This is a genomic window from Paenibacillus sp. PvR098, assembly GCF_017833255.1.
Taxonomy (GTDB): domain Bacteria; phylum Bacillota; class Bacilli; order Paenibacillales; family NBRC-103111; genus Paenibacillus_G.
Genome location: NZ_JAFIBU010000001.1, coordinates 2709528 through 2730609, shown reverse-complemented (window position 1 = coordinate 2730609; position 21082 = coordinate 2709528). Strand labels below are relative to the sequence as shown.

19 protein-coding genes and 1 pseudogene are annotated in these 21082 nt (G+C 46.2%); 18 read left to right on the top strand and 2 right to left on the bottom strand.

Annotated elements, in window-relative coordinates; genetic code table 11:
* Positions 1 to 11: 11 nt before the first annotated feature.
* From JOE45_RS13520 to JOE45_RS13455, 14 genes are all read left to right on the top strand, one after another.
* The gene (locus tag JOE45_RS13520; RefSeq protein WP_210019717.1) at positions 12 to 932 is read left to right on the top strand and encodes a LysR family transcriptional regulator; all 921 of its coding nucleotides are present in this window, start codon (positions 12 to 14) and stop codon (positions 930 to 932) included.
* Positions 933 to 1174: 242 nt separating this feature from the next.
* Entirely contained in the window at positions 1175 to 1912 is a 738-nt protein-coding gene (locus JOE45_RS13515) for a nitroreductase family protein (RefSeq protein WP_210019718.1), read from the top strand.
* A 44-nt stretch (positions 1913 to 1956) separates the two neighbouring features.
* Complete coding sequence (locus JOE45_RS13510; protein WP_210019719.1) at positions 1957 to 2712, top strand: hypothetical protein; 756 nt, start codon at positions 1957 to 1959, stop codon at positions 2710 to 2712.
* Positions 2713 to 2726: 14 nt separating this feature from the next.
* Positions 2727 to 3482 carry an SDR family NAD(P)-dependent oxidoreductase gene (locus tag JOE45_RS13505; protein ID WP_210019720.1) on the top strand — a complete coding sequence of 252 codons (756 nt, stop codon included), beginning with the start codon at positions 2727 to 2729 and terminating at the stop codon, positions 3480 to 3482.
* 15 nt (positions 3483 to 3497) lie between these two features.
* Positions 3498 to 4994, top strand: coding sequence for an aldehyde dehydrogenase family protein (locus tag JOE45_RS13500; protein WP_210019721.1), 1497 nt, complete (start codon positions 3498 to 3500; stop codon positions 4992 to 4994).
* Positions 4987 to 5169, top strand: coding sequence for a hypothetical protein (locus tag JOE45_RS23545; RefSeq protein ID WP_348632599.1), 183 nt, complete (start codon positions 4987 to 4989; stop codon positions 5167 to 5169). Before JOE45_RS13500 ends, JOE45_RS23545 begins: the two co-directional genes overlap by 8 nt.
* A gap of 291 nt (positions 5170 to 5460) precedes the next feature.
* On the top strand, positions 5461 to 6324 hold the full coding sequence (locus tag JOE45_RS13490; protein ID WP_210019722.1) for an AraC family transcriptional regulator: 864 nt from the start codon (positions 5461 to 5463) through the stop codon (positions 6322 to 6324).
* 114 nt (positions 6325 to 6438) lie between these two features.
* Complete coding sequence (locus tag JOE45_RS13485; protein ID WP_461479673.1) at positions 6439 to 7677, top strand: ABC transporter substrate-binding protein; 1239 nt, start codon at positions 6439 to 6441, stop codon at positions 7675 to 7677.
* Positions 7678 to 7743: 66 nt separating this feature from the next.
* Complete coding sequence (locus JOE45_RS13480) at positions 7744 to 8640, top strand: carbohydrate ABC transporter permease (RefSeq protein WP_210019723.1); 897 nt, start codon at positions 7744 to 7746, stop codon at positions 8638 to 8640.
* A 1-nt stretch (position 8641) separates the two neighbouring features.
* Positions 8642 to 9466, top strand: coding sequence for a carbohydrate ABC transporter permease (locus JOE45_RS13475; RefSeq protein ID WP_210019724.1), 825 nt, complete (start codon positions 8642 to 8644; stop codon positions 9464 to 9466).
* 118 nt (positions 9467 to 9584) lie between these two features.
* A complete protein-coding gene (gene glpK, locus JOE45_RS13470) occupies positions 9585 to 11075 on the top strand; it encodes a glycerol kinase GlpK (RefSeq protein ID WP_210019725.1) in 1491 nt (496 codons plus the stop codon).
* A gap of 226 nt (positions 11076 to 11301) precedes the next feature.
* The gene (locus JOE45_RS13465) at positions 11302 to 13788 is read left to right on the top strand and encodes a glycoside hydrolase family 31 protein (protein WP_210019726.1); all 2487 of its coding nucleotides are present in this window, start codon (positions 11302 to 11304) and stop codon (positions 13786 to 13788) included.
* Positions 13789 to 13823: 35 nt separating this feature from the next.
* Complete coding sequence (locus JOE45_RS13460; protein WP_210019727.1) at positions 13824 to 15509, top strand: glycerol-3-phosphate dehydrogenase/oxidase; 1686 nt, start codon at positions 13824 to 13826, stop codon at positions 15507 to 15509.
* A 235-nt stretch (positions 15510 to 15744) separates the two neighbouring features.
* A complete protein-coding gene (locus tag JOE45_RS13455) occupies positions 15745 to 16071 on the top strand; it encodes a YnfA family protein (RefSeq protein WP_210019728.1) in 327 nt (108 codons plus the stop codon).
* Positions 16072 to 16186: 115 nt separating this feature from the next.
* On the opposite strand, the gene JOE45_RS24225 is transcribed toward JOE45_RS13455, so the two are convergent.
* Complete coding sequence (locus tag JOE45_RS24225) at positions 16187 to 16351, bottom strand: Ger(x)C family spore germination C-terminal domain-containing protein (protein ID WP_210023304.1); 165 nt, start codon at positions 16349 to 16351, stop codon at positions 16187 to 16189.
* Between the two features lie 397 nt (positions 16352 to 16748).
* On the opposite strand from JOE45_RS24225, the gene JOE45_RS13445 reads away from it, so the two are divergent.
* From JOE45_RS13445 to cdaS, 4 genes are all read left to right on the top strand, one after another.
* Positions 16749 to 17009 carry a metal-sensitive transcriptional regulator gene (locus JOE45_RS13445; protein ID WP_210019729.1) on the top strand — a complete coding sequence of 87 codons (261 nt, stop codon included), beginning with the start codon at positions 16749 to 16751 and terminating at the stop codon, positions 17007 to 17009.
* Positions 17010 to 17161: 152 nt separating this feature from the next.
* Positions 17162 to 17794, top strand: coding sequence for a 3-hexulose-6-phosphate synthase (gene hxlA, locus JOE45_RS13440; protein WP_210019730.1), 633 nt, complete (start codon positions 17162 to 17164; stop codon positions 17792 to 17794).
* 7 nt (positions 17795 to 17801) lie between these two features.
* Entirely contained in the window at positions 17802 to 18359 is a 558-nt protein-coding gene (gene hxlB, locus JOE45_RS13435) for a 6-phospho-3-hexuloisomerase (RefSeq protein ID WP_210019731.1), read from the top strand.
* Between the two features lie 155 nt (positions 18360 to 18514).
* A complete protein-coding gene (cdaS, locus tag JOE45_RS13430) occupies positions 18515 to 19120 on the top strand; it encodes a sporulation-specific diadenylate cyclase CdaS (protein ID WP_210019732.1) in 606 nt (201 codons plus the stop codon).
* Between the two features lie 420 nt (positions 19121 to 19540).
* Here the strand turns inward: cdaS and JOE45_RS13425 are convergent.
* Positions 19541 to 21068, bottom strand: a pseudogene (locus JOE45_RS13425) (catalase); the annotation flags it as partial.
* Positions 21069 to 21082 lie beyond the last annotated feature (14 nt).

The window sequence follows — 21082 nt, the reverse complement described above, 5'->3', positions numbered from 1 at the left end:
GTGTGGTGGCAATGGATATCGATCAACTCAAAACATTCGTACAGATCGTGGAATTAAAAAGCTATTCCAAAGCGGCATTGAGCTTGCATATATCCCAACCGACGGTAAGCACACGTATCCGCGCATTGGAAGAAGAACTCAAGCAAAAATTGCTGCACCGGCAAGGTAAAATCATACAATTGACACCGGCGGGTGAATATTTTTTTGAGCAATCCAAAAAAATCATAGCTGCTTCGGATGAAGCGACAAAGACGCTTCTGGAATTTTCGTCGTACTCCGAGTTTTCAATAGGTGTTACCCCCCTATGCGCACGGTATTTACTGTCGGATATTATTCCCGGCCTTCAGAAGCATTATGGATATATACCATTGAACATCAGAACCGTAAGCCAACCTTATCAATTAATTGAGATGTTCTCTAAAGGAATTATAGATGTGGTTCTGCTCTCCGCTTACAACATTGCAAAAGCAAATCATGTAGAATTGCTCTGGAAGGAGCCGACCGTTCTGGTATCAAGTCCGGAGAGAGCCATGGTCGGTAATGTTAAGGCCCATGATCTCACCCGATACCCTTTGGCCCTGCTCAGCCCGGAAAAGGATGTTTATCACTACAGCCATCAATTGATAGAGCTATGTAAAGAGGAACAGATTGAATTAAAGCCCCAAATGGTAATTGATAACCTGGAGCTGGCTAAGCAGTTGGTCAAGCAGGGCAATATCATAACGTTTCTTCCTTATCTTTGTGTGGAAGAAGAAATACAATCGGGTCAAATGGTGGAAATCCCATGCCATCTGTCGAAGGACCTATCAAGCAGTATTTACTTTTTTTACCGGGCAAGTCCGCATAAAGAACTGTTTTCCCTATTTTATAATCTTTTAAAAGAAAGCGCTAACCAAAGGAAAAGTATTCTTAACGAAACTTTTGCGGATTAGGTGTTCTACTCTTTCAAGTATTGATAAATTGCATCATGTTATTAAAAATTCTCATTTTACTTTGGTTGATTCCCCCAGCTACAATAATCTTATGAAGCATTTATGGTTTCTTCTCCGACTAAAGCATGGTCCGCTGGGTATGCCTTAGATCAAGTTCATTTTACGTTCGATCTATGGAGGCTGTATCCTAGGCCTCTCTTTTATTTTCAGAAAAATCAAACAACTTGTAAGGAGGGTTATGCATGTATGTGAAGGATGGACTGTATTCGGATTTTATGGATGTTGTCAAGCATCGCCGTGCGGTTCGGGGCTATCAGACGAAACCGGTATCAGACGAGATTATCAACAGTCTTTTGGAATCAGCCAGATGGGGGCCGTCAGGAGCGAATAGCCAGCCTTGGGAGTTCATTGTCGTAAAGGATCCGGAAATGACCCGAAAAATCGGAGAAATTTACGTGGATTACTATGACCGGCAGTATTTGAACACAGATCCGGGCTTTCCCGTAGACTCAAAGCGGTGGATGTTGAATGTACCGGTTTATCTTATTCCGCTCGTTGATCCCCGGCTAAAGAGGGCCTATCCGCAAATTGAAGATAGGACATGCGAGGAAATTCTGCATCATTCCGTTGGCGGGGCTCTCTTGCTTGTTTGGTTGGCGGCAACAACCTTTGGGCTCGCTACAACATCGGCGTCGACATTTCAATTTCATCGCGACAGATTAAAAGAATTGTTCGACATACCCGACGGCTTCGATATCCCGTGTACGCTGCCGATCGGCTATCCAGTAAATTATCAGCAAACGCGATATCGGCATGACAAAGAGATGATCGTTCATGAGGGAACCTATGACCGCAGCCGATGGCTGGACGACGAACAGTTCTATGCAAGAATGGACTTGGTCCGCCGATCCAGATATCGCGGCGACGGGCAGTTAATCCCTGCTTTCGGCGGCACGAAAAGCTCGGATATTCCAGATTAAAAATAGCACATAACATTAACCGACTGATGAAGGGAGTTTTTTATATGACAACCACGAATCAAGATGTACTTCTTTATCATCCGGATGATTTTATTGATCACATTACGAAGGAAGTTGATCAATATTTTGATACCGAAGGGTATACGGAAATGTGGCTTTCTAAGGATGAAGAAGAGAAAGACCCGGAGGAAGTGAAGGCGTCGGTTTTAAACCGTTTATTCGTCGGTTATTATAACGAGATTTACATCAGAGACTCGGTCATGCACACTTTGGAGATTGCGCCGGATGTCAAAACGCAGCAGGCGTTATTGCAGCAGGTTCAGGATGAGCACAACCATGCCATGTGGATTAATAATCTATTGAATAAACGCGGTTATGATCCGAAAAGTTTGGGAAGGACTCCTTCCAGAGGCTACGCTATGTTCTGGGATTACTTGCTGGGGCGTTTAAGCAGAGCCTCAAATGTAAAAGATCCTTTTAATTTTTTAAATGTCGTAGCTACTACGCAGTTGGTGAATGAACGTTTGTTTGGTTTAAGAGCCACCGCCGTCTTTGCGGAGAATATCGCTGGCTATGATGAGGAAGTAGCTGAATTATACGGAGACAAAATTCGTAAAGATGAGATATTTCATACCATTAATTTACCGGAAATGATTTTAAAGAAGCATGCCACCACACTGGAGGCGCAGCAGGCGGTCCGTGAAGGGATTGAGTGTTCAAAACTGTTTTTGAAGATTATTTCTGACGAGATGAAGGGGTTGCAGACGAAAAGAAATTATGACATCGCAAAAATACAATAGGGGGCTGCTTCAGTATGATCTTAAAAGACAGGGTCGCTGTAATTACGGGCAGCGGACAAGGACTGGGAAAGGCATATGCAAAAACACTGGCTGAGCATGGGGCCAAAGTTGTCATCGCAGAGATCAATGCTGAGAAAGCTGAAAGCGTTGCCCAAGAATTAAGAGATCAACATCTCGAGGCAATCTCGGTTCAAGTCGATGTTTCTAATGAAGAAAGCACGAAAAGAATGGCAGACGAAGTGATTAAACAATGGGGCAAGGTCGATATTCTCATTAATAATGCGGCCTATTTCTCAACCATACAAATGAAGCCATTCGAAGAAATTTCTATCGAGGAATGGGATCGGGCCATGGCCATTAATTTAAGAGGCGCATTCTTATCCTGTAGGGCGATTGTGCCGCATATGAAGCAGCGGCGCTCGGGAACCATTGTTAATGTAACTTCGGCAACTGTACTGGAAGGAAGGCCTTATTACCTTCATTATGTAACGTCTAAAGCAGGTATCATTGGATTTACCCGTGCGCTTGCCAGAGAAATCGGTGAATTTGGGATCAATGTAAACACACTTTCACCAGGATTAACTTTAACGGATGTGCCTCGCACAACGATTAACGATGCTGCCATTAAAGGGGCTATATCGAGGCAATCGATTCGCCGCTCGGGAGTGTCTGAAGATATGAGCGGGGTCATTCTTTTCCTGGTGTCCGATCAAGCGAAGTTTGTATCTGGACAAATGCTCAACGTGGACGGCGGGTCAAGTATGCACTAGAAGGAGGGGCAATCATTGTCCAGAGAACAGAGAGATTTAAATGAAAGCCGCGCAAGAGAGCTGTTGCAGCGTCCTTGGAAGATGCTGATCGGTGGAGAATTGGTAGATGCTCTGGGGGGAGAAACCTATGACACCTACTGTCCGGCGACGAAAGAGCATTTGGCTAAAGTTCCTTTTGCGCAAGAAAGTGATATGGAACGGGCTGTCAAGGCGGCGTCAGAAGCATTTCCGGCATGGCGCAAAACTCCTCTGACGGAAAGAATTGCCCTCATAAGAAAATTCATCTCCGTTTTGGAAGCAAACGCGAAGGATCTGGCATTAATGGATTCCATTAATTCAGGCAATCCGATTGCAAACATGGTTCCTGATGTACATTTGGCCTGTAATATGCTGAATTACCAGTGTGGAGCGGCTATGGAAATGAAAGGAGTTACCATACCCTCTACCGTAGATAACTGGCATATCACCCGCAGGGAACCCTACGGGGTGGTTGGCCGGATCATCCCTTTCAATCATCCGATCATGTTTGCGGCATCCAAAATTGGAGCGCCTATTCTGACCGGCAATACTCTGGTTCTGAAAGTCCCTGATCAAGCCCCGCTAGCCCCATTGTTCATGGCCGAGCTAATCAAGGATATTTTTCCGAAGGGTGTCGTTAACATCGTCAGCGGTGATGGCGCAACGACCGGTAATGCCTTGGTGCGTCATCCGAAAGTCAAGCGGATAGCCTTAATTGGCAGCTTCGAAACCGGGCGGCGCATTCAAATGTCGGCAGCGGAAGTAGCCATTAAACATGTGAGCCTGGAGCTCGGCGGCAAAAACCCGATGATTGTTTTTCCCGATGCGGATATCGAGAAAGCCGTACAAGGCGCGGTGAGCGGAATGAATTTCACCTGGCAGGGGCAGTCCTGCGGCTCGACAAGCAGATTGTTTCTTCACAAGGACATTCATGACGAGTTTGTTCTAAAGCTGAAGGAATCCATCGAACAAATTCGTGTGGGTCATCCGTTGGATCCGGATACACAGATGGGCTGTATCATATCGAAGAACCAGTACGACAAAGTACATCATTATATCAAGATGGGTAAAGAGCAGGGAGCTATCTGCTTGACGGGTGGAGAGAGTCCCCGCGGGGATGAATTTGAAAAAGGATATTATATCCGGCCTACGGTATTTATTGAGGTTACGAACGATATGAGCATTGCACAGGAAGAAATTTTCGGCCCGGTGTTAAGCGTTATTCGCTGGGAGGATGAACAGGAGGTAATTCGTCAGGCCAATGATGCCAGCTATGGGTTAACGGGAGCGGTCTGGACGAAGGATATCAACAAAGCGTTCAGAATGATCGATCAATTGGAGGCCGGATTTACCTGGATTAATGGAACTTCCCGTCATTTCATCGGGGTGCCCTATACCGGGCAGAAAAACAGCGGAATTGATTCCGAAGAAGGTATTGAGGAATTGTACAGCTATACTCAAAATAAGACAGTGAACGTCATGATTCATCTGTAGATCATCATGTAATAATTATGGGAAGGCCGGAAAGATTCGTATTGTCGGCAGCCCGGCCATTCAAGATTTTTGGTCTGCAGTAGGGGCAGGTCCAACTCCGATGACATTGCCTGAAGTGTACACTTCATTGCAAACCGGTGGCCAACCCCATGATCAAGGAACTTATCCAAGCTAACCAAAAATAAATATGATGCGTAAAAGTGCTATGTCAGCTAACCGCGGTGCGGTCTGACGTAGCTTTTTTTTATTGGAATGCTGGAGATAGGGACGTCCGCCTTCTTGTGAAGATCGAGGATGATATGAAAACGCCTATCATGTTTTCAGCAACTATGATCAAATTAACAGCAATATCCGTTATGTGTTTTTGATTAATCTATGTTAATATTCAGTTGTAAGCGTACGAATTTTGTCGAAAAAACACCTGGTCTTGCACAATCTTGCTATCCGGAAAGGGGGTTGATTTGGATTGATGATTCATACTCCCACCAATCTTGCGCTCAAAAGAAATGGGATTTATGTTCGTGCGGGTGCGGACGATTGGCAGTATAACTGGCCTGTGCATACTCACGAAGGCTTTGAGATCTACTATTTTATTCGTGGGAATGCCAATTACGTCGTAGGGGAAGATATATACGATCTTTTACCCGGAGATATGCTGCTCTTTAATGGAGGCACAATACATCGTGTAAATCCTCAGAAGGATGTTCCCTATCTGCGCAGCTATCTTAACTTTACCGCATCGTTCCTGCAAGGGCATTTACAAGAAGCGATGCTTGAGAAGCTGATGTCGTTATTTGATGCTCCAAGCGGTTTATTGATTCGGTGGAATGTGGAAGAACGCGGGGAAATTGAAAGCGCTTATCGATCGATTTACCAGGAAAATGAAAGGGAATCTTTCGGTCACGAGGTCGTTTTGAGAACGCTGTTAATTCAATTATTGATCAAAATTTACCGTAAGTCTAAGCACTTGATTGAAATGCTTCCTTCACAGCAACAATCGCATAGTCAGGCCAACGTACGACGGATCTTGCAGTATATTAATCAAAATTTCACAGAAAGCATTAATCTTGCTGATCTTTCCGCAGCGCTTCACTTAAATAAGTACTATATGTGTCATTGCTTCAAGGAAGTCACAGGTTACACGATTAATAATTATTTGATGAGTAAACGGATCGAAGAGGCGAAGAAATTATTGCGGACCACCGATGAACCGGTCGGGGGCATATCGGAGAAATTGGGCTTTAACACAGCCGTCCATTTTAGCCGATCCTTCAAACAATATGCAGGAGTATCTCCTCAAAATTTCCGGAAGCTCAGTTTAACAACGTAGGTTTTAAAGCAAATGCTATTCATAAATTAAGTTTAAGAAGATAGGGAGAGGTCAAAATTGAAGAAAAACTTTAAAATCGTATCGATTTTGATGGTGTTTGTTCTTTTGGCATTGATGTCGATGGCTTGTGCCAAGAATGATGATGCCGGTTCCGAAGGAGCGGCAGGCGGCAAAAATGTATCGCTTGACTTTGTATGGTTCTCCGATGGTAATGAAGGCGCAGTCATGAAGGGCATTATTAAAGATTATGAGGCCCAAAATCCGAATGTGAAGGTCAATCTGATCGAAATTGCTTACAAGGATTTAGCGACGAAACTGAGAACGATGATTACCGGCGGCCAACCGCCTGCGCTGGCACGAATCAGTACAACGGAAATCGGCGCGTTCTCCGGTCGGGCTTTGGATCTGAGCACTTATGTGGGCGGAGCCGACCAATTTACAGCGCAGTTCATGGATTCCATCAAGCCTTACTATGTTGTGAACGATAAGGTTATAGCCGCACCGATGGATGTGACGGCGAACGGTTTGATCTATAACAAAACCCTATTTGATAAAGCTGGAGTGAAAGTGCCGTCTTCTCCGGATGATGTTTGGACTTGGGAAGAGTTCCAAGCGGCTCTGAAGCAAGTTATGGACCAAGGCGGAGCCAAATACGGTTTGGTATGGGATTTCACGCCTCACCGCTGGTCGACGCTTCTGTATCAATATGGCGGCAGCATGATCAGCTCCGACGGTACGAAGGCGACAATCAATAATGAAGCAGGCGTACAAGCAGTCGAGTATTTCAAGAAGCTTCATACGGATGGTTCGATGCCGACTTCCGTATGGTTCGGAGGAGAAAATCCGAATAACCTATTCCGTTCCGGTACGGTTGCAGCACACTTAGCCGGAAACTGGATGGTCAGCAACTATAAGGATATTACCAATTTTGAGTGGGGCGTAACCTATATGCCTAAAGCTACACAGCGTTCTTCCGTACCGGGCGGTAAATTCGTAATGGCCTTCAACGGTTCGAAAGTTGAAAAGGAAGCGGCTGATTTCGTCCAATACTTGTCTACGAAAGAAGTAAATTCGAAGTATAACCAAGAATCCTTGTTCATGAGTCCGCGCAAAGACAGCGCAAATCTTGATTATGCTTTTGGTAAGGAAATGTTTCAAATCTTCTCCGATGAATTGAACAACACGAGTGCAGCAGCAGCGGAAGATTGGTCCAAACAGACGATTGTTCCTAAATTCAGCAATGATTTGAAGAACAACCTGGTGGAAGTCATTGCCGGTAAAACGACGGCCAAAGAAGCAATGGATAAAACGGCGCAAGCCATTGATAAAGCCATTGCCGATGACAAGAAGTAATGATCATACGGCTGCGCTGAAAGTTGGCGACAGCCGTTTATTTCCTAAAGAGAAGGGGGAACGGTGATGGCTACAGGTACGGCAACGATGAAGCCGGGTAAACGGAAGAAGAAATTTCAATTAACTCCCTATTTATTTGTGCTTCCGAACTTCTTGATTTTTAGTATTTTTATCATCGTCCCAACCATCATGGGCTTTATTTATTCATTTAATGAGTATGACGGCTTAAATCCTATGGAATTTATAGGGATTGAGAATTATATGAACGTATTTACAAACGAAATGTTCTGGTCGGCGCTTGGTAAAACCGCATTATACGCCGCCATTGTGGTGCCGCTGATTTACTGTTTGTCTTTGGCCGTGGCTATGCTGCTGATTCAGGAGATTCGGCTCAAGGGTTTTTTTCGGGCCATCTTCTATTGGCCGACCATGATCTCGTTTATTATTGTCGGATTAACATGGAAATGGATTTTTGGCGATTTGGGTATTCTTAACTATATTCTTAGCCTGTTCGGAGCGGATACGATTCCGTTTTTATCCTCTCCATTTTACGCGAATTTATCTGTTATCATCGCTACCGTGTGGTCGCGGCTTGGTTTCTTTATGGTTATTTTCATGGCCGGCTTGCAAGCCATTCCAGGGGATTACTATGAAGCGGCTCATCTGGATGGTGCTTCTAAACTGCGTTCCTTTTGGAGCATTACGCTCCCGCTGCTTAAGCCGACAAGCTTTCTGGTGATTATGATTTCTCTGATTGATGCGTTCAAGTCCTATCCGTTGATGTTTGCTTTGACGGGCGGGGGTCCGGGAAGAGAGACGACCTTTATCGTGCAATATATATACGAGGTAGGCTTTATGAGACAAGAATTGGGAGTAGCCAGTGCGATGTCCGTTGTACTTTTTGTGATTATCTCGCTGTTTACGATTCTGCAATTCCGCCTTGCGAAAGGAGGCGCCGTATAACATGGAAATGAAGTCTTCGGCCAAATGGATCGTGTATGTGTTTCTGTTTGCGCTCAGCCTGCTGTGGATATTCCCGGTGATTTGGGTTTTGCTCTCGTCTTTAAAAACAACGCCGGATTTGTACAGCTTTCCGCCGAAGTTCTGGCCTGAGCCGTTAACCTTTGAACATTATTTCAACGCTTTTGAGAAGGGTAATTTCGGCGTTTATTTCTTAAACAGTGCGATCGTTACAGTCAGTTCTACTGTGTTGCTGCTGTTAATTAACTCGATGGCCGGCTTTGCTTTGGCAAAGTACCGGTTTAAAGGGGATACCGTGCTGTTGGTCGGATTTATTTCGACGCTGATGATTCCTTTGGAGGTCATCATGATTCCGATCTTCACGGTGATCAGCTTCCTGGGACTTTACAACAATCTGCTAAGTATTATTATCCCTCCGGCAGCTACGCCGACAGGCGTTTTCCTGATGCGGCAGTATTTGCTGACGGTACCGGATGAGCTGCTCGAAGCGGCCCGGATGGATGGAGCCTCGGAGTGGAAAATTTATTGGAGCATTATTCTTCCTATTGCCAAACCAATATTAGCCGTACTGGCGATTTTCTCCTTCATGTGGCGTTGGGATGATTTCTTGTGGCCGTTGATCGGAATTAGCGATCCGTCCCTGTATACGATCCAATTGGCTCTTTCTAACTTTATTGGTGAGTACAACGTGGATTGGGGCAGCTTGTTGGCAATGTCTATTATCACGATGGTTCCTGTTTTAGTGGTGTTTATGATGTTCCAACGCTACTTCGTCAAAGGAATGGTCACTTCGGGTATGAAAGGCTAAAGCTCGTTAGTATACTTCTGATTCCCTATAAGTAACAGTGACGCAAGTAGGTGCTGTTACTTAAGGGAATTTTTTGTCAATACCGTTTGCTGCGGGTCAGACCGATGGGGGGATCGATATGGAAACCTATATATTAGCTTTGGATCAAGGCACCACGAGTTCAAGGGCGATATTATTTAATGGCAAAAGTGAAATCATCCATTCAGCTCAGCAAGAAATTACACAAATGTATCCCCAACCGGGGTGGGTGGAACAGGATGCGGAGGAAATCTGGGAATCGATCCGATCGGTGATATCCAGTTGTTTGGCCCAATCGGGAATCCGGCCGAGTCAAATTTCAGCCATCGGCATCACCAATCAACGTGAAACAACGGTTGTATGGGACAAGCAAACGGGCGAGCCGGTTTATCGCGCCATCGTTTGGCAGTCCCGGCAAACGGCGGACATTTGTGAGCAATTACACACTCAAGGGCTGGAAGCAACGGTCCGGAGCAAAACAGGGCTGCTGATCGATCCGTACTTCTCGGGCACAAAGCTGGCATGGATATTGGATCGGACCCCAGACGCAAGGCCAAGAGCGGAAAAAGGTGAGCTTCTGTTTGGGACGATGGATTCCTGGCTGATTTGGAAGCTCACAGGGGGAAGCGTTCATGTCACGGATTATTCGAATGCTTCCCGAACGATGCTGTACAATATCCACGAATTAACTTGGGATGACGAGCTGCTCAGCCTGCTTCATATTCCTCGTGCCATGCTGCCGGAAGTCAGGCCTTCTTCTTGCATCTACGGTTATACTTCGGTTGATCTATTTTCGGGACAGTCCATACCGATTGCCGGGGCTGCGGGGGATCAGCAGGCGGCACTTTTCGGTCAGGCCTGCTTTGAAGAGGGAATGGCAAAAAACACGTATGGTACGGGCTGTTTTATGCTGATGAATACCGGTGAAAAAGCGGTGAATTCCGAGCATGGCTTGCTGACGACGATCGCTTGGGGGATCGGCGGGAAAATTCAGTACGCTTTAGAAGGCAGTATCTTCGTGGCGGGTTCGGCCATTCAGTGGTTAAGGGACGGACTTCGGATGATCGCCGACGCAAGGGAGAGCGAAGAGTTTGCCCTGTCTGCAGGATCGACCGACGGGGTATACGTCGTCCCGGCTTTTGTGGGATTAGGTACTCCCTATTGGGATAGCGACGTACGGGGGGCTGTCTTTGGACTAACGCGCGGGACAACCAAGGAGCATTTTATTCGTGCTACGTTGGAAGCCCTGGCGTACCAAACTAAGGATGTGCTTGCAGCCATGGAGGGAGACTCGGGGCTTTCGTTAAAAGCGTTACGTGTAGATGGCGGTGCAGTCAAAAACAATTTTCTGATGCAGTTTCAAAGCGATATGCTGAGTGTGCCGGTAGACCGTCCGGTGGTCAACGAAACGACAGCCTTAGGGGCTGCTTATTTAGCTGGATTAGCGATTGGATATTGGAAAGACCAAGCGGAGATTAACTCCCAATGGAGTGTGGATCGTACGTTCCGCTCAAGTATGGAGGAAACCCAGAGAGAAGAGCTGTATGGCGGGTGGAAGAAAGCGGTTCATGCGGCCAGAGCTTTTAAGTAGTCATAAGCCATCAGAAATCAGACAAGATCGGTAAAATATACAGCAATAATGGTAAAGCAATGTAAATCATTAATGATATCATATAAGTAAGAATCCTTTTGTGAACGGATTTTGTTTTACTTTTTTTATTCCCGGTCTTATTTATTTTTGATGAATATTGTTGTTGGAATCGGGGCTGTTATCCGATTTGTGTTTATTATCTTCAGGAAGAAGGGGAGATGTTATCATGAAAATAAGCCATAAAATTGTAAGTATAAACTCCGGCGCTAACTTTCTGGAGCTGGAGACCAACGCGGCTAAGTACAGAGTAGTGCTTCTAAACGATGAGATCGTGAGAATCCGCTGTACGTTTGATGATCAGTTTCCTGAGGAAGCTTCGTATGCGCTGACCATGACTGCTTGGGAAGATAAAATGGATAACCTGTTGGAAGAGAGAATCCGGGTAGCGGCCCTTCCAATCCCTTATGAGGACTTAGATACACATTTGCTTTTGCAGACGTCCAAATTGAAGGTACGTGTGTATAAAGAACCGTTCGCCATTGAGATTACCGACCTAAACGGTCAGGTGCTGCATTCGGATCTGAAAGAAAAAAGCTATGTCAAGGATGGCTTGGGCAGACTGTATCACTATTCGTGTATGGATGATCACGATTATTTCTACGGATTTGGGGAAAAATCGGGATATTTAAACAAAAATAAACGAAGAATGCGGATGCACAATGTGGATACGCTCGGGTACGATTCAGAGCTTACGGATCCTTTATACAAGCATATTCCTTTTTATATTAAATTAAACGGTAAAAGCAAAGTCGCTTCAGGTCTGTTTTATCATAACTCCTATGATTCGGTATTCGATATGGGCTGTGAACGCAGCGGCTATTGGAACAAGTACTCCTACTTCTGTGCGGATGGGGGAGAACTGGATGTCTTCTTTATCCTGGGTCCGGAAATCAAGGACGTCATCCGAAATTATACCGACTTGACCGGAAAGACGATATTGCCTACCAAGTATTCCCTCGGTTATATGGGCTCAACGATGTATTATACGGAGTTGGAGAAGGATTCGGATAAGGCCATTTTGAAATTTGTGGAAAAATGCGAGCAGGAAGGGATTCCCTGCGACGGTTTCTTTTTGTCTTCCGGATATACAACCAGACAGGACGGAAAGCGGTATGTGTTTAACTGGAACCGAGATAGGTTCCGCGATCCGAAGGGCTTTGTGGAGCAAATGGAGCACAAAGGTTCTTCCTTGGCGCCAAACATTAAACCGGGCATGTTGAAAACTCATCCTTTGTATGCTGAATTTGCCGAATCCGGGGCCTATATCAAAGACCAGCAGGGTGACCAGCCCGAGATAGACCGATACTGGGGAGGAGCGGCCTCATTCGTGGATTTTACCAATCCGAAAGGCAGGGAGCTTTGGAAGAAGCATCTGAAGGCCTCTTATATCTCCTTAGGCATCACGTCGATCTGGAACGATAATAACGAATACGAATTGAATAATTTGGATGCGCAGTGTGATTTTGAGGGCTCCGGAAAAGAGATAGGCGCATTAAGACCGATTATGCCTAACCTGATGGCATTGATGGCCAAGCAAGCGATAGCTGAGGTCGATCCCAATGTGAGGCCTTATATCGTGAATAGAGCGGGGTTTGCAGGCATACAGCGTTATGCCCAAACCTGGGCCGGAGATAACAATACCAGCTGGAAAAGCCTGAAGTTCAATATCCCGGTCATTCTTGGAATGGGGCTTTCCGGTGTGGCGAACCAAGGCTGCGATATAGGCGGCTTTTACGGGCCTGCCCCGGAGCCGGAGTTGTTCGTAAGATGGGTGCAGAACGGAATCTTCCAACCGAGGTTCTCCATCCACTCCTGTAACACGGATAATACCGTAACGGAGCCTTGGATGTATCCGGGCTACACCCGATATATCCGGGAAGCCATTGAGCTTAGGTATCAACTGGTGCCTTACTTCTATTCTCTATTGTTTGAAGCTTCTACAGAGGGATCTCCTGTGATGCGTCCTTTAGTATATGAGTTTCAGCAGGACGTCAAGGTATGGGAAGAAAGCTTTGATTTTATGCTCGGCCGCTCCCTGCTGGTCGCAAATGTCCTTGAGAAGGGTGTGGAAACCAGAAGCGTTTACTTGCCGGAAGGTACGGATTGGTTCGACTGGTACACCAAAGAGCGGTACCGTGGAGGACAAACGATTGAACAGAAGGTTTCTTTGGGTTCCATTCCGATGTTTATCCGAAGCGGAGCGATTATCCCGATGGCACATGGACTCAAGAATATTCATAACGATGTGGTAGAAGAGCTTCACCTGCTCATCGAACCGTCCGAGGAATCCAACTTTGTATACTATGAAGATGACGGAAAAACGAACAACTACCAAACCGGTGATTATCTGAAAACAACCATCAGCATCCGCAACGATAAAGAAACGAAAATTTCCTTTGTCAAAGAAGGCCGGTATGTAACGTCATTGAAAAAGGCTGTTGTCGATGTCATTTGTAAAGAGGTTGCTCCGGTACAGGTGATTCTGCAGGGGAACAAGCTGCCGATGTTTTTGGACCCGGCAGAGTGGGAGGCAAGTGCGGCAGGCTGGTATTACGATATGGAACAAAAAACCGCTAGAATCAAGCATGACTATGTGAAAGAAGATTACGATTTGATCATCAAGTTTGATGTGAAAGATTTGATTTCGATATAACCACACCGGAAGGATTCAATAGAGGAGATACGGCCATGGAAAATTCGTTTTCGGGCGTGCAACGAGAAGCGCTGTTAAAAAAGTTAGCCCAGCAGACCTTTGATCTGCTGGTCATTGGCGGAGGCATTACGGGGTCTGGAATTGCTTTGGATGCGGTCACCCGCGGGATGAAGACCGTGCTAGTCGAAATGCAGGATTTTGCCGCCGGCACGTCGAGCCGGTCGACGAAGCTTGTTCATGGGGGCTTGCGCTACCTTAAACAGCTGGAAGTCAAGATGGTGGCGGAGGTCGGTAAAGAGCGGGCTGTCGTATATGAGAACGGGCCCCATGTGACCACTCCGGAATGGATGCTGCTGCCGCTGCATCAAGGGGGCACGTTCGGCAAATTCAGCACTTCGCTGGGCTTAAGAGTATATGATTACTTGGCCGGTGTAAAAAGAAGTGAGCGCCGTACCATGTTAAATGTCGAGGAAACCGTGAAAAGAGAACCCTTAGTGAAACAGGAAGGGTTAAAAGGCAGCGGGGTTTACGTGGAGTATCGCACGGATGATGCGCGACTAACGATAGAGGTGTTGAAAGAAGCGGTTCACCGCGGGGCCTCGGCAGTCAATTATTTGGAGGTTGTAGGCTTCCTCTACACCGAAGGCAAAGTATCCGGCGTTCAAGTGAAGGATCGCATCGGAGGCGGAGTCATTGAGATCTACGCCAAGAAGATCGTGAATGCCGCCGGGCCATGGGTGGATACCCTTCGGGAGAAGGATAAATCGAAAGAGAAGAAGCATCTTCAATTAACCAAAGGTATTCATTTGGTCATAGATCAGCGCCGGTTTCCGCTCCGGCAGGCCATTTACTTTGATACCCCGGACGGCCGTATGACCTTCGCTATCCCTCGTGACGGCAAAACGTACGTGGGAACGACGGATACGGTGTATAAAGGGGACCCGGCGCACCCGCGGATGACCTCCGCGGACCGTCAATATGTCATTGATGCGATCAATTACATGTTTCCTTCCGTGAATATTACGATCGAGGATATCGAATCCAGCTGGACCGGTCTTCGCCCTTTGATTTTTGAGGAAGGGAAAAACGCATCGGAAATATCCCGGAAAGACGAAGTATGGCAATCGCCATCCGGTTTAATTACCATTGCAGGCGGTAAATTAACGGGATACCGGAAAATGGCGGAGATGGTTGTCGATCTGGTCGTTGATTTGTTGAAACAAGAGGACAGCAGGTCTTTCCCCTCCAGCAGCACTAAAAACATGCCGATCTCGGGGGGACAAGTAGGAGGCTCAGCCAGCTTCGCGGAGTATTGTAAAAAGAAGGCCAGAGAGGGAACCGCTCTCGGCTTTACTCCGGAACAATCGGAGCGGCTGGTCAGAAGATACGGCTCGAATATCGACAAACTATATACACTGGCTGCCCGGAATGCTAAGCATGCCGCAGCTTCTCAAATGCCACTGGATGTATTCGCCATGCTGGAGTACGCCATCGAAGAAGAAATGACGGTCAAGCCCGAGGATTTCTTTATTAGACGCACCGGCGCTTTGTTATTTGATATGGCTTGGGTGCAGCAGCATAAAGCTTCGGTTATAGCTTATATGGCTGAAAAGCTGGGCTGGAGCGGGGAGTTGGAAAGATATTATACGGAAGAGCTGGAGAAGCATTTGCATGATGCTGTCGTTCCAATAGATGAAGAAGCAGGCTTAAAGCAGGCATGAAAAAAATCCCGTTCCACAGTTCCATAGTGGTTCGGGATTTTTTTCATACCTGGTAGATTTTTTGTTCCGGATGTAATCAGGTGAATTTGACCATCAGGTTCTATCTTCAAGGAGGAAATGAATCTTCCAAGTCGAAAGAATAACACATGCCTTGAGCATGGGATGAACTAGGGTTCCGAGCGGTGTTGTTTCTTACGTCGAGGCGGAAGTTTTCATAAGATAGGAGTGTTATCGGTTGATTAGCGCAATTATGCTTTTCATTCTTGCCGGATTGGCTGAAATCGGCGGCGGTTACTTGGTATGGCTATGGCTGAGGGAATCCAAACCATTATGGTATGGTGTTGTTGGGAGCTTGGTGCTAGTTGCTTACGGAGTCATTCCCACGCTGCAAAGCTTCCCAAGCTTTGGGCGAGTCTATGCAGCTTATGGCGGGGTGTTTGTCGTTCTCGCCGTTCTCTGGGGCTGGTGGATCGATAAGAAGACACCTGACCTCTATGACTGGATTGGAGCCATCGTTTGCGTCATCGGCGTTTCCATTATGCTGTGGGCTCCCCGTCAGTAATGGCTTACGCCCACTTGACTAGAGTGAATAAGAAAGAAAACGAAAAAAGGAGAACCTACAAATCGTTCGTTAATGGATGGTTTCACCTTATTCCTCCCTCGAAAAAATAAAAGCTTTACTCCCAAACGCCGGTTTGAATGATGTTTATCTTTGTTTTGACTGTCACGTTCAGATGAGGATATATTTCCTGGAAATGCGCATCGTCCCAATTTCTTGACTTTGCTCTAACCCTATCTCCAAGTCCAAGGGGATCTATATGTTTCTTTTGAAGAAATGAAATGAATTACTGGATTTCCTCGTCAAAATGCTTCTCCATCATTTTTTCAATATAAAGGATGGATTGGACTCTAATTGATGCTGCCACCGTCCATAAAAACGTAATGAGCAATATGCACCCGGGGGCGATTGTTCTCATGCACAGCGGCGGGCACTGGACCCAGAATTTGTCCGGTATGGTCCAATCATTGGATACGATTATACCCCAGCTGAAGAAAGAAGGGGTACATTTCGTAACTATCTCTCAAATGCTTAACATTCCGGATAAAAAATGAGGCCTGTATAGGAGAGGCATTATGCAGATGGGAAGTTAATGTGCTAATAAACCACCTATTTATTTAAAGCGTGTTCTCCCCAGTTCGGGTATAATGTACCTATATATGTATGAGGGGATGACGATCATGAATTACGATGATGACATAAAAAGACGCCTGCGCCGGGTAGAAGGACAGGTTCGCGGTGTATTGAAGATGATAGAAGAAGAAAAAAACTGTAAGGATGTCGTCAGTCAATTATCGGCGGTGCGCAGCGCAGTGGATAAAGCCATGGCTTACATCGTTGCGGTTAATCTGGAACAATGCATTCATGAAGAGAAAGAAGCCGGTAAAGACACCAGCAAGCTGGTTCAGGAGGCTGTGGAACTGCTGATCAAGAGCAGGTAAGCGAACATAGTTCAGGACAGGATAAAGCATCCCATTTGGGAATGCTTTTTTTATTTGTTATGTAAAATTCCCATCAGACAAACGGAATACCTTCGTGCGAATTCACCATAATACCAAATGAACAAATATATTTATGAGGAGCGAACCCCATCATGAAGCTTCAGTTAGCTTTGGATCTTGTAGACATTCCTGGAGCCAAACAGCTGGTGAAAGAAGTGGAAGAGCATATCGATATCGTAGAAATCGGTACGCCGGTTGTGATTAACGAAGGTCTGCGAGCAGTCAAAGAAATCAAAGAAGCATTCCCTTCTTTGACTGTACTGGCCGATCTGAAAATCATGGATGCAGCCGGATATGAGGTGATGAAGGCATCCGAGGCTGGTGCGGATATCATCACGGTCCTGGCAGCGGCTGAGGACATGAGCATCAAGGGGGCGGTGGAAGAGGCCAAAAAGCAAAAGAAGCAAATTTTGGTGGACATGATTGGCATTAAGGATATTGAAGGACGGGCCAAGGAGCTTGATGAGCTCGGCGTAGACTACATTTGTGTGCACACGGGCTATGACCTTCAAGCAGTAGGACAAAACTCGTTTGAAGACCTTAAGAAAATTAAAGGTGTAGTGAAAAGGGCTAAGACGGCGATCGCAGGGGGCATCAAGCTAAGCACCTTGCCGGAAGTAATAAAAGCCAAACCGGATCTGGTCATTGTCGGCGGCGGGATTACCGGACAAGAGGATAAGAAGGCGGCAGCCGCGGAAATGCAAAAATTAATCAAACAAGGTTAACGCCATTATGCAGACTATACAATACACAGCTGAAATTGTAAATGAACTGCAACATACGGTAGAACAAATCGTCGAAGATCAGGCTGAAGCCTTAGTAAACCATATTCTTCACTCCAAGAAAATATTTGTGGCTGGTGCAGGACGGACCGGATTGATGGGACGGGCCTTTGCTATGAGGCTGATGCAAATGGGCTTTGAAGCTTATGTCGTTGGTGAAACGGTAACGCCTAACCTTGAAAAAGAGGATCTGTTCATCATCGGATCGGGCTCAGGGGAGACGAAAAGCTTGGTGCCCATGGCTGAGAAAGCGAAGGCTTTACATGGAATCGTTGCGGCGGTGACGATTTTCCCTGAATCAACCCTTGGGACTATATCGGATATCACGGTCAAGCTCCCTGGAGCACCTAAGGACAAAACGGACAGTGGATATGAAACCATACAGCCGATGGGAGCATTATTCGAGCAAACCCTGTTATTATTTTACGATGCTGTCATATTAAAGCTGATGGAAAAGAAGGGATTGGACTCCGGTACGATGTTTGGCAGACATGCCAATTTGGAGTAAGCAGCGGAGGGTTAACTATATGAATAACAGGCGATCCTCTCTGTAATAACTGCAGAGCAGGATCGCTTCTCTTAATCGCCCGCATAGAAATGATGGACCTGGAGAACCTAGCTTTAAGACCAAATCCGTTTGTAACCAAAGGATAAGTGACTTGTATGGATCAACATTGTGATTTTTCCCCATTGAAATTGGAGCTTAAAGAACAAATTCAAGCCCTTATAGATAAAATGCAGCAAACGTTACATGAGTTGGATGAAGAAACCACATGTATATTGAATGATTTTGGTCAAATCGGCGAAGAGATCAACACCATTGAATCGCTTGCTGCTTCGTTTTATTTAAAGTGTTATTTATCCACTTATACCGACCAGTATTCGGAAATATCCCGCTCCGTCCGTAACCTCTCCCAACGGCGGCACGGGGCGTTGATAGTAGTGCAGCGAGAGGATTCGTTAGATGGTCTGATTACCCCGGGAGTTTCCATTGATGCCAATTTAACATACTCTTTATTGGAATCGGTTTTTGTTCCCGGCAGTCCTTTGCATGATGGAGCGGTTCTGTTGAAAAGCAATAAAATAGCTTCAGCTGCTAACGTGCTTCCGTTAACAGGCCGGATAACAGACCGTAAGCTTGGAACCCGGCACCGCGCCGCTTTAGGGTTAACAGAACAATGTGACGCCCTTGTGATCGTAGTATCCGAGGAAACCGGGAAAGCATCCTTCTGTGTGCAAGGGAAAATATATGCCTTCGCAACCGGTTAATCCCAATGAGAAAGAGAATCATTTTCAAATACTTATTTATAGTAAATCGCTTTACAATAGTAAGCGATTGTATTATACTGTAATTAATCAATAAACATTATACATATGGAGGTTATTACAATGGGTAAATGCGCATGCGGCAACACTCAAAACGCAGAAGGAAACTGCGACGGTTCTCACGCAAAGAAAGACAAGTAAGCTAAGTTATCATTAAAAGATGATGACTAAGGCGATCACTATTCGGTAGTTTACCGAATAGTGATCGCCTTTTTATTATGAAACGATATTAACTGCGGTTACGGCTGCAATTCAAACTTTTTCTTCAAGCGGGTCAATACCCGTCCGTTTGTTTACCCAACTCGTCTGCCATCTCCATGGACGTTCTGGCTGTGTCGGATCCCATATGCGACGTGTTTACTTTTGCTTTGGCTAGGCCATCTGCAACACGGCTGCCATACTCCGGATCGGCTTGGGTAAAATGCTCTATCATCTTCTGTTGGATATGGGGGTGGCAAACCTTCAAGGCGTCAACCAGGTTGTCAACCAATTCATCGCGTTCCCACTGCTCGAATTTTCTGTACGTTTCTCCCGCTTGTTTAAAATTATTGGTTCGTTCAATAGGCTGCCGAACCAGCTTGGCGTTATAGGACGGCTCGTGGTCTTTACCGGATCGGGCCGCTTCCTCCAAGCCTCCTAAGGAGGAAGGCTCATAGTTGACGTGAGGGGTTTGTCCGGGTGCACGATCGACGAAATAAGTCATTTGACCGTCCCGCTGGTTTGTAGCAACCCGTTTTTTGGGCGCATTGATGGGCAGCTGCAAATAATTGGTGCCCACACGATAACGCTGCGTGTCGGAATAAGAGAACGTGCGTCCTTGAAGCAATTTGTCATCGGAGAAATCAAGCCCATCGACCAAGACGCCTGTGCCGAAAGCCACCTGCTCCACTTCAGCAAAGTAGTTTTCTGGATTTTTATTGAGCACCATTTTACCAACCGGCAGGAAAGGAAATTGTTCGCGATCCCAAATTTTGGTCGGATCGAGTGGGTCGTAATCAAGCTCCGGATGTTCATCATCACTCATGATTTGAACGGACAGCTCCCACTCCGGATAATCGCCGCGCTCGATCGCTTCGTAAAGGTCCTGAGTCGCATGGCTGTAATTTTTTGCCTGGATTTCATCGGCTTCCTTTTGAGTCAGGTTGCGGATGCCAAGCTTTATCGGCTCCCAGTGATACTTAATCAGAACCGCTTGTCCTTCTGCATTTACCCATTTGTATGTATTGACTCCGGACCCCTGCATTTCTCTGTAATTCGCCGGGATTCCCCACGGAGAGAAAAGAAAGGTGATCATGTGGGTCGCTTCCGGCGAATTCGACACAAAATCGAACATTCTCTCGGGATTTGATATTTGACTGACAGGGTCCGGGCGGAAGGAATGCACCATATCTGGAAACTTCAAGGGATCGCGGATGAAAAATATTTTCAGATTATTTCCAACCAAATCCCAGTTTCCATCCTCGGTATAGAACTTGACAGCAAATCCGCGAGGATCACGCAGTGTTTCCGGCGAGTGTCCTCCGTGTACTACGGTTGAGAACCTGACGAACACGGGCGTCTGTGTTCCGGCTTGTTGAAAAAGCTTCGCACGGGTGTATTTCGCAATCGGCTCATCGCCCACCTTACCGTAGGCTTCAAAATAACCATGGGCGCCCGCTCCGCGCGCATGGACGACTCTTTCCGGAATCTTTTCCCGGTCAAAATGCGAAATTTTCTCGAGGAGGTGGTAGTTCTCCAGTGTCACCGGACCCCGGCTGCCTACGGTTCGTACATTCTGATTATCGGCTATGGGGTGACCTTGACGATTCGTTAAAGTCATTTCGTTCTCATTCGTGCCCATCCTTTGGTCGCCAGGCCCGCCTGATCCCTCTACATGGGTTCCATTTGTCATGTTGTGTTCCATCA

What these genes read in the sequence shown, in the direction of transcription:
- glpK (WP_210019725.1), top strand. Translation starts at nt 9,585, where the DNA reads ATGGAAACCTATATATTAGCTTTGGATCAAGGCACCACGAGTTCAAGG.
- hxlA (WP_210019730.1), top strand. Translation starts at nt 17,162, where the DNA reads ATGAAGCTTCAGTTAGCTTTGGATCTTGTAGACATTCCTGGAGCCAAA.
- JOE45_RS13445 (WP_210019729.1), top strand. Translation starts at nt 16,749, where the DNA reads ATGAATTACGATGATGACATAAAAAGACGCCTGCGCCGGGTAGAAGGA.
- JOE45_RS13515 (WP_210019718.1), top strand. Translation starts at nt 1,175, where the DNA reads ATGTATGTGAAGGATGGACTGTATTCGGATTTTATGGATGTTGTCAAG.
- JOE45_RS13485 (WP_461479673.1), top strand. Translation starts at nt 6,439, where the DNA reads ATGTCGATGGCTTGTGCCAAGAATGATGATGCCGGTTCCGAAGGAGCG.
- JOE45_RS13520 (WP_210019717.1), top strand. Translation starts at nt 12, where the DNA reads ATGGATATCGATCAACTCAAAACATTCGTACAGATCGTGGAATTAAAA.
- JOE45_RS13465 (WP_210019726.1), top strand. Translation starts at nt 11,302, where the DNA reads ATGAAAATAAGCCATAAAATTGTAAGTATAAACTCCGGCGCTAACTTT.
- hxlB (WP_210019731.1), top strand. Translation starts at nt 17,802, where the DNA reads ATGCAGACTATACAATACACAGCTGAAATTGTAAATGAACTGCAACAT.
- JOE45_RS13460 (WP_210019727.1), top strand. Translation starts at nt 13,824, where the DNA reads ATGGAAAATTCGTTTTCGGGCGTGCAACGAGAAGCGCTGTTAAAAAAG.
- JOE45_RS13475 (WP_210019724.1), top strand. Translation starts at nt 8,642, where the DNA reads ATGGAAATGAAGTCTTCGGCCAAATGGATCGTGTATGTGTTTCTGTTT.
- cdaS (WP_210019732.1), top strand. Translation starts at nt 18,515, where the DNA reads ATGGATCAACATTGTGATTTTTCCCCATTGAAATTGGAGCTTAAAGAA.
- JOE45_RS13510 (WP_210019719.1), top strand. Translation starts at nt 1,957, where the DNA reads ATGACAACCACGAATCAAGATGTACTTCTTTATCATCCGGATGATTTT.
- JOE45_RS13505 (WP_210019720.1), top strand. Translation starts at nt 2,727, where the DNA reads ATGATCTTAAAAGACAGGGTCGCTGTAATTACGGGCAGCGGACAAGGA.
- JOE45_RS13480 (WP_210019723.1), top strand. Translation starts at nt 7,744, where the DNA reads ATGGCTACAGGTACGGCAACGATGAAGCCGGGTAAACGGAAGAAGAAA.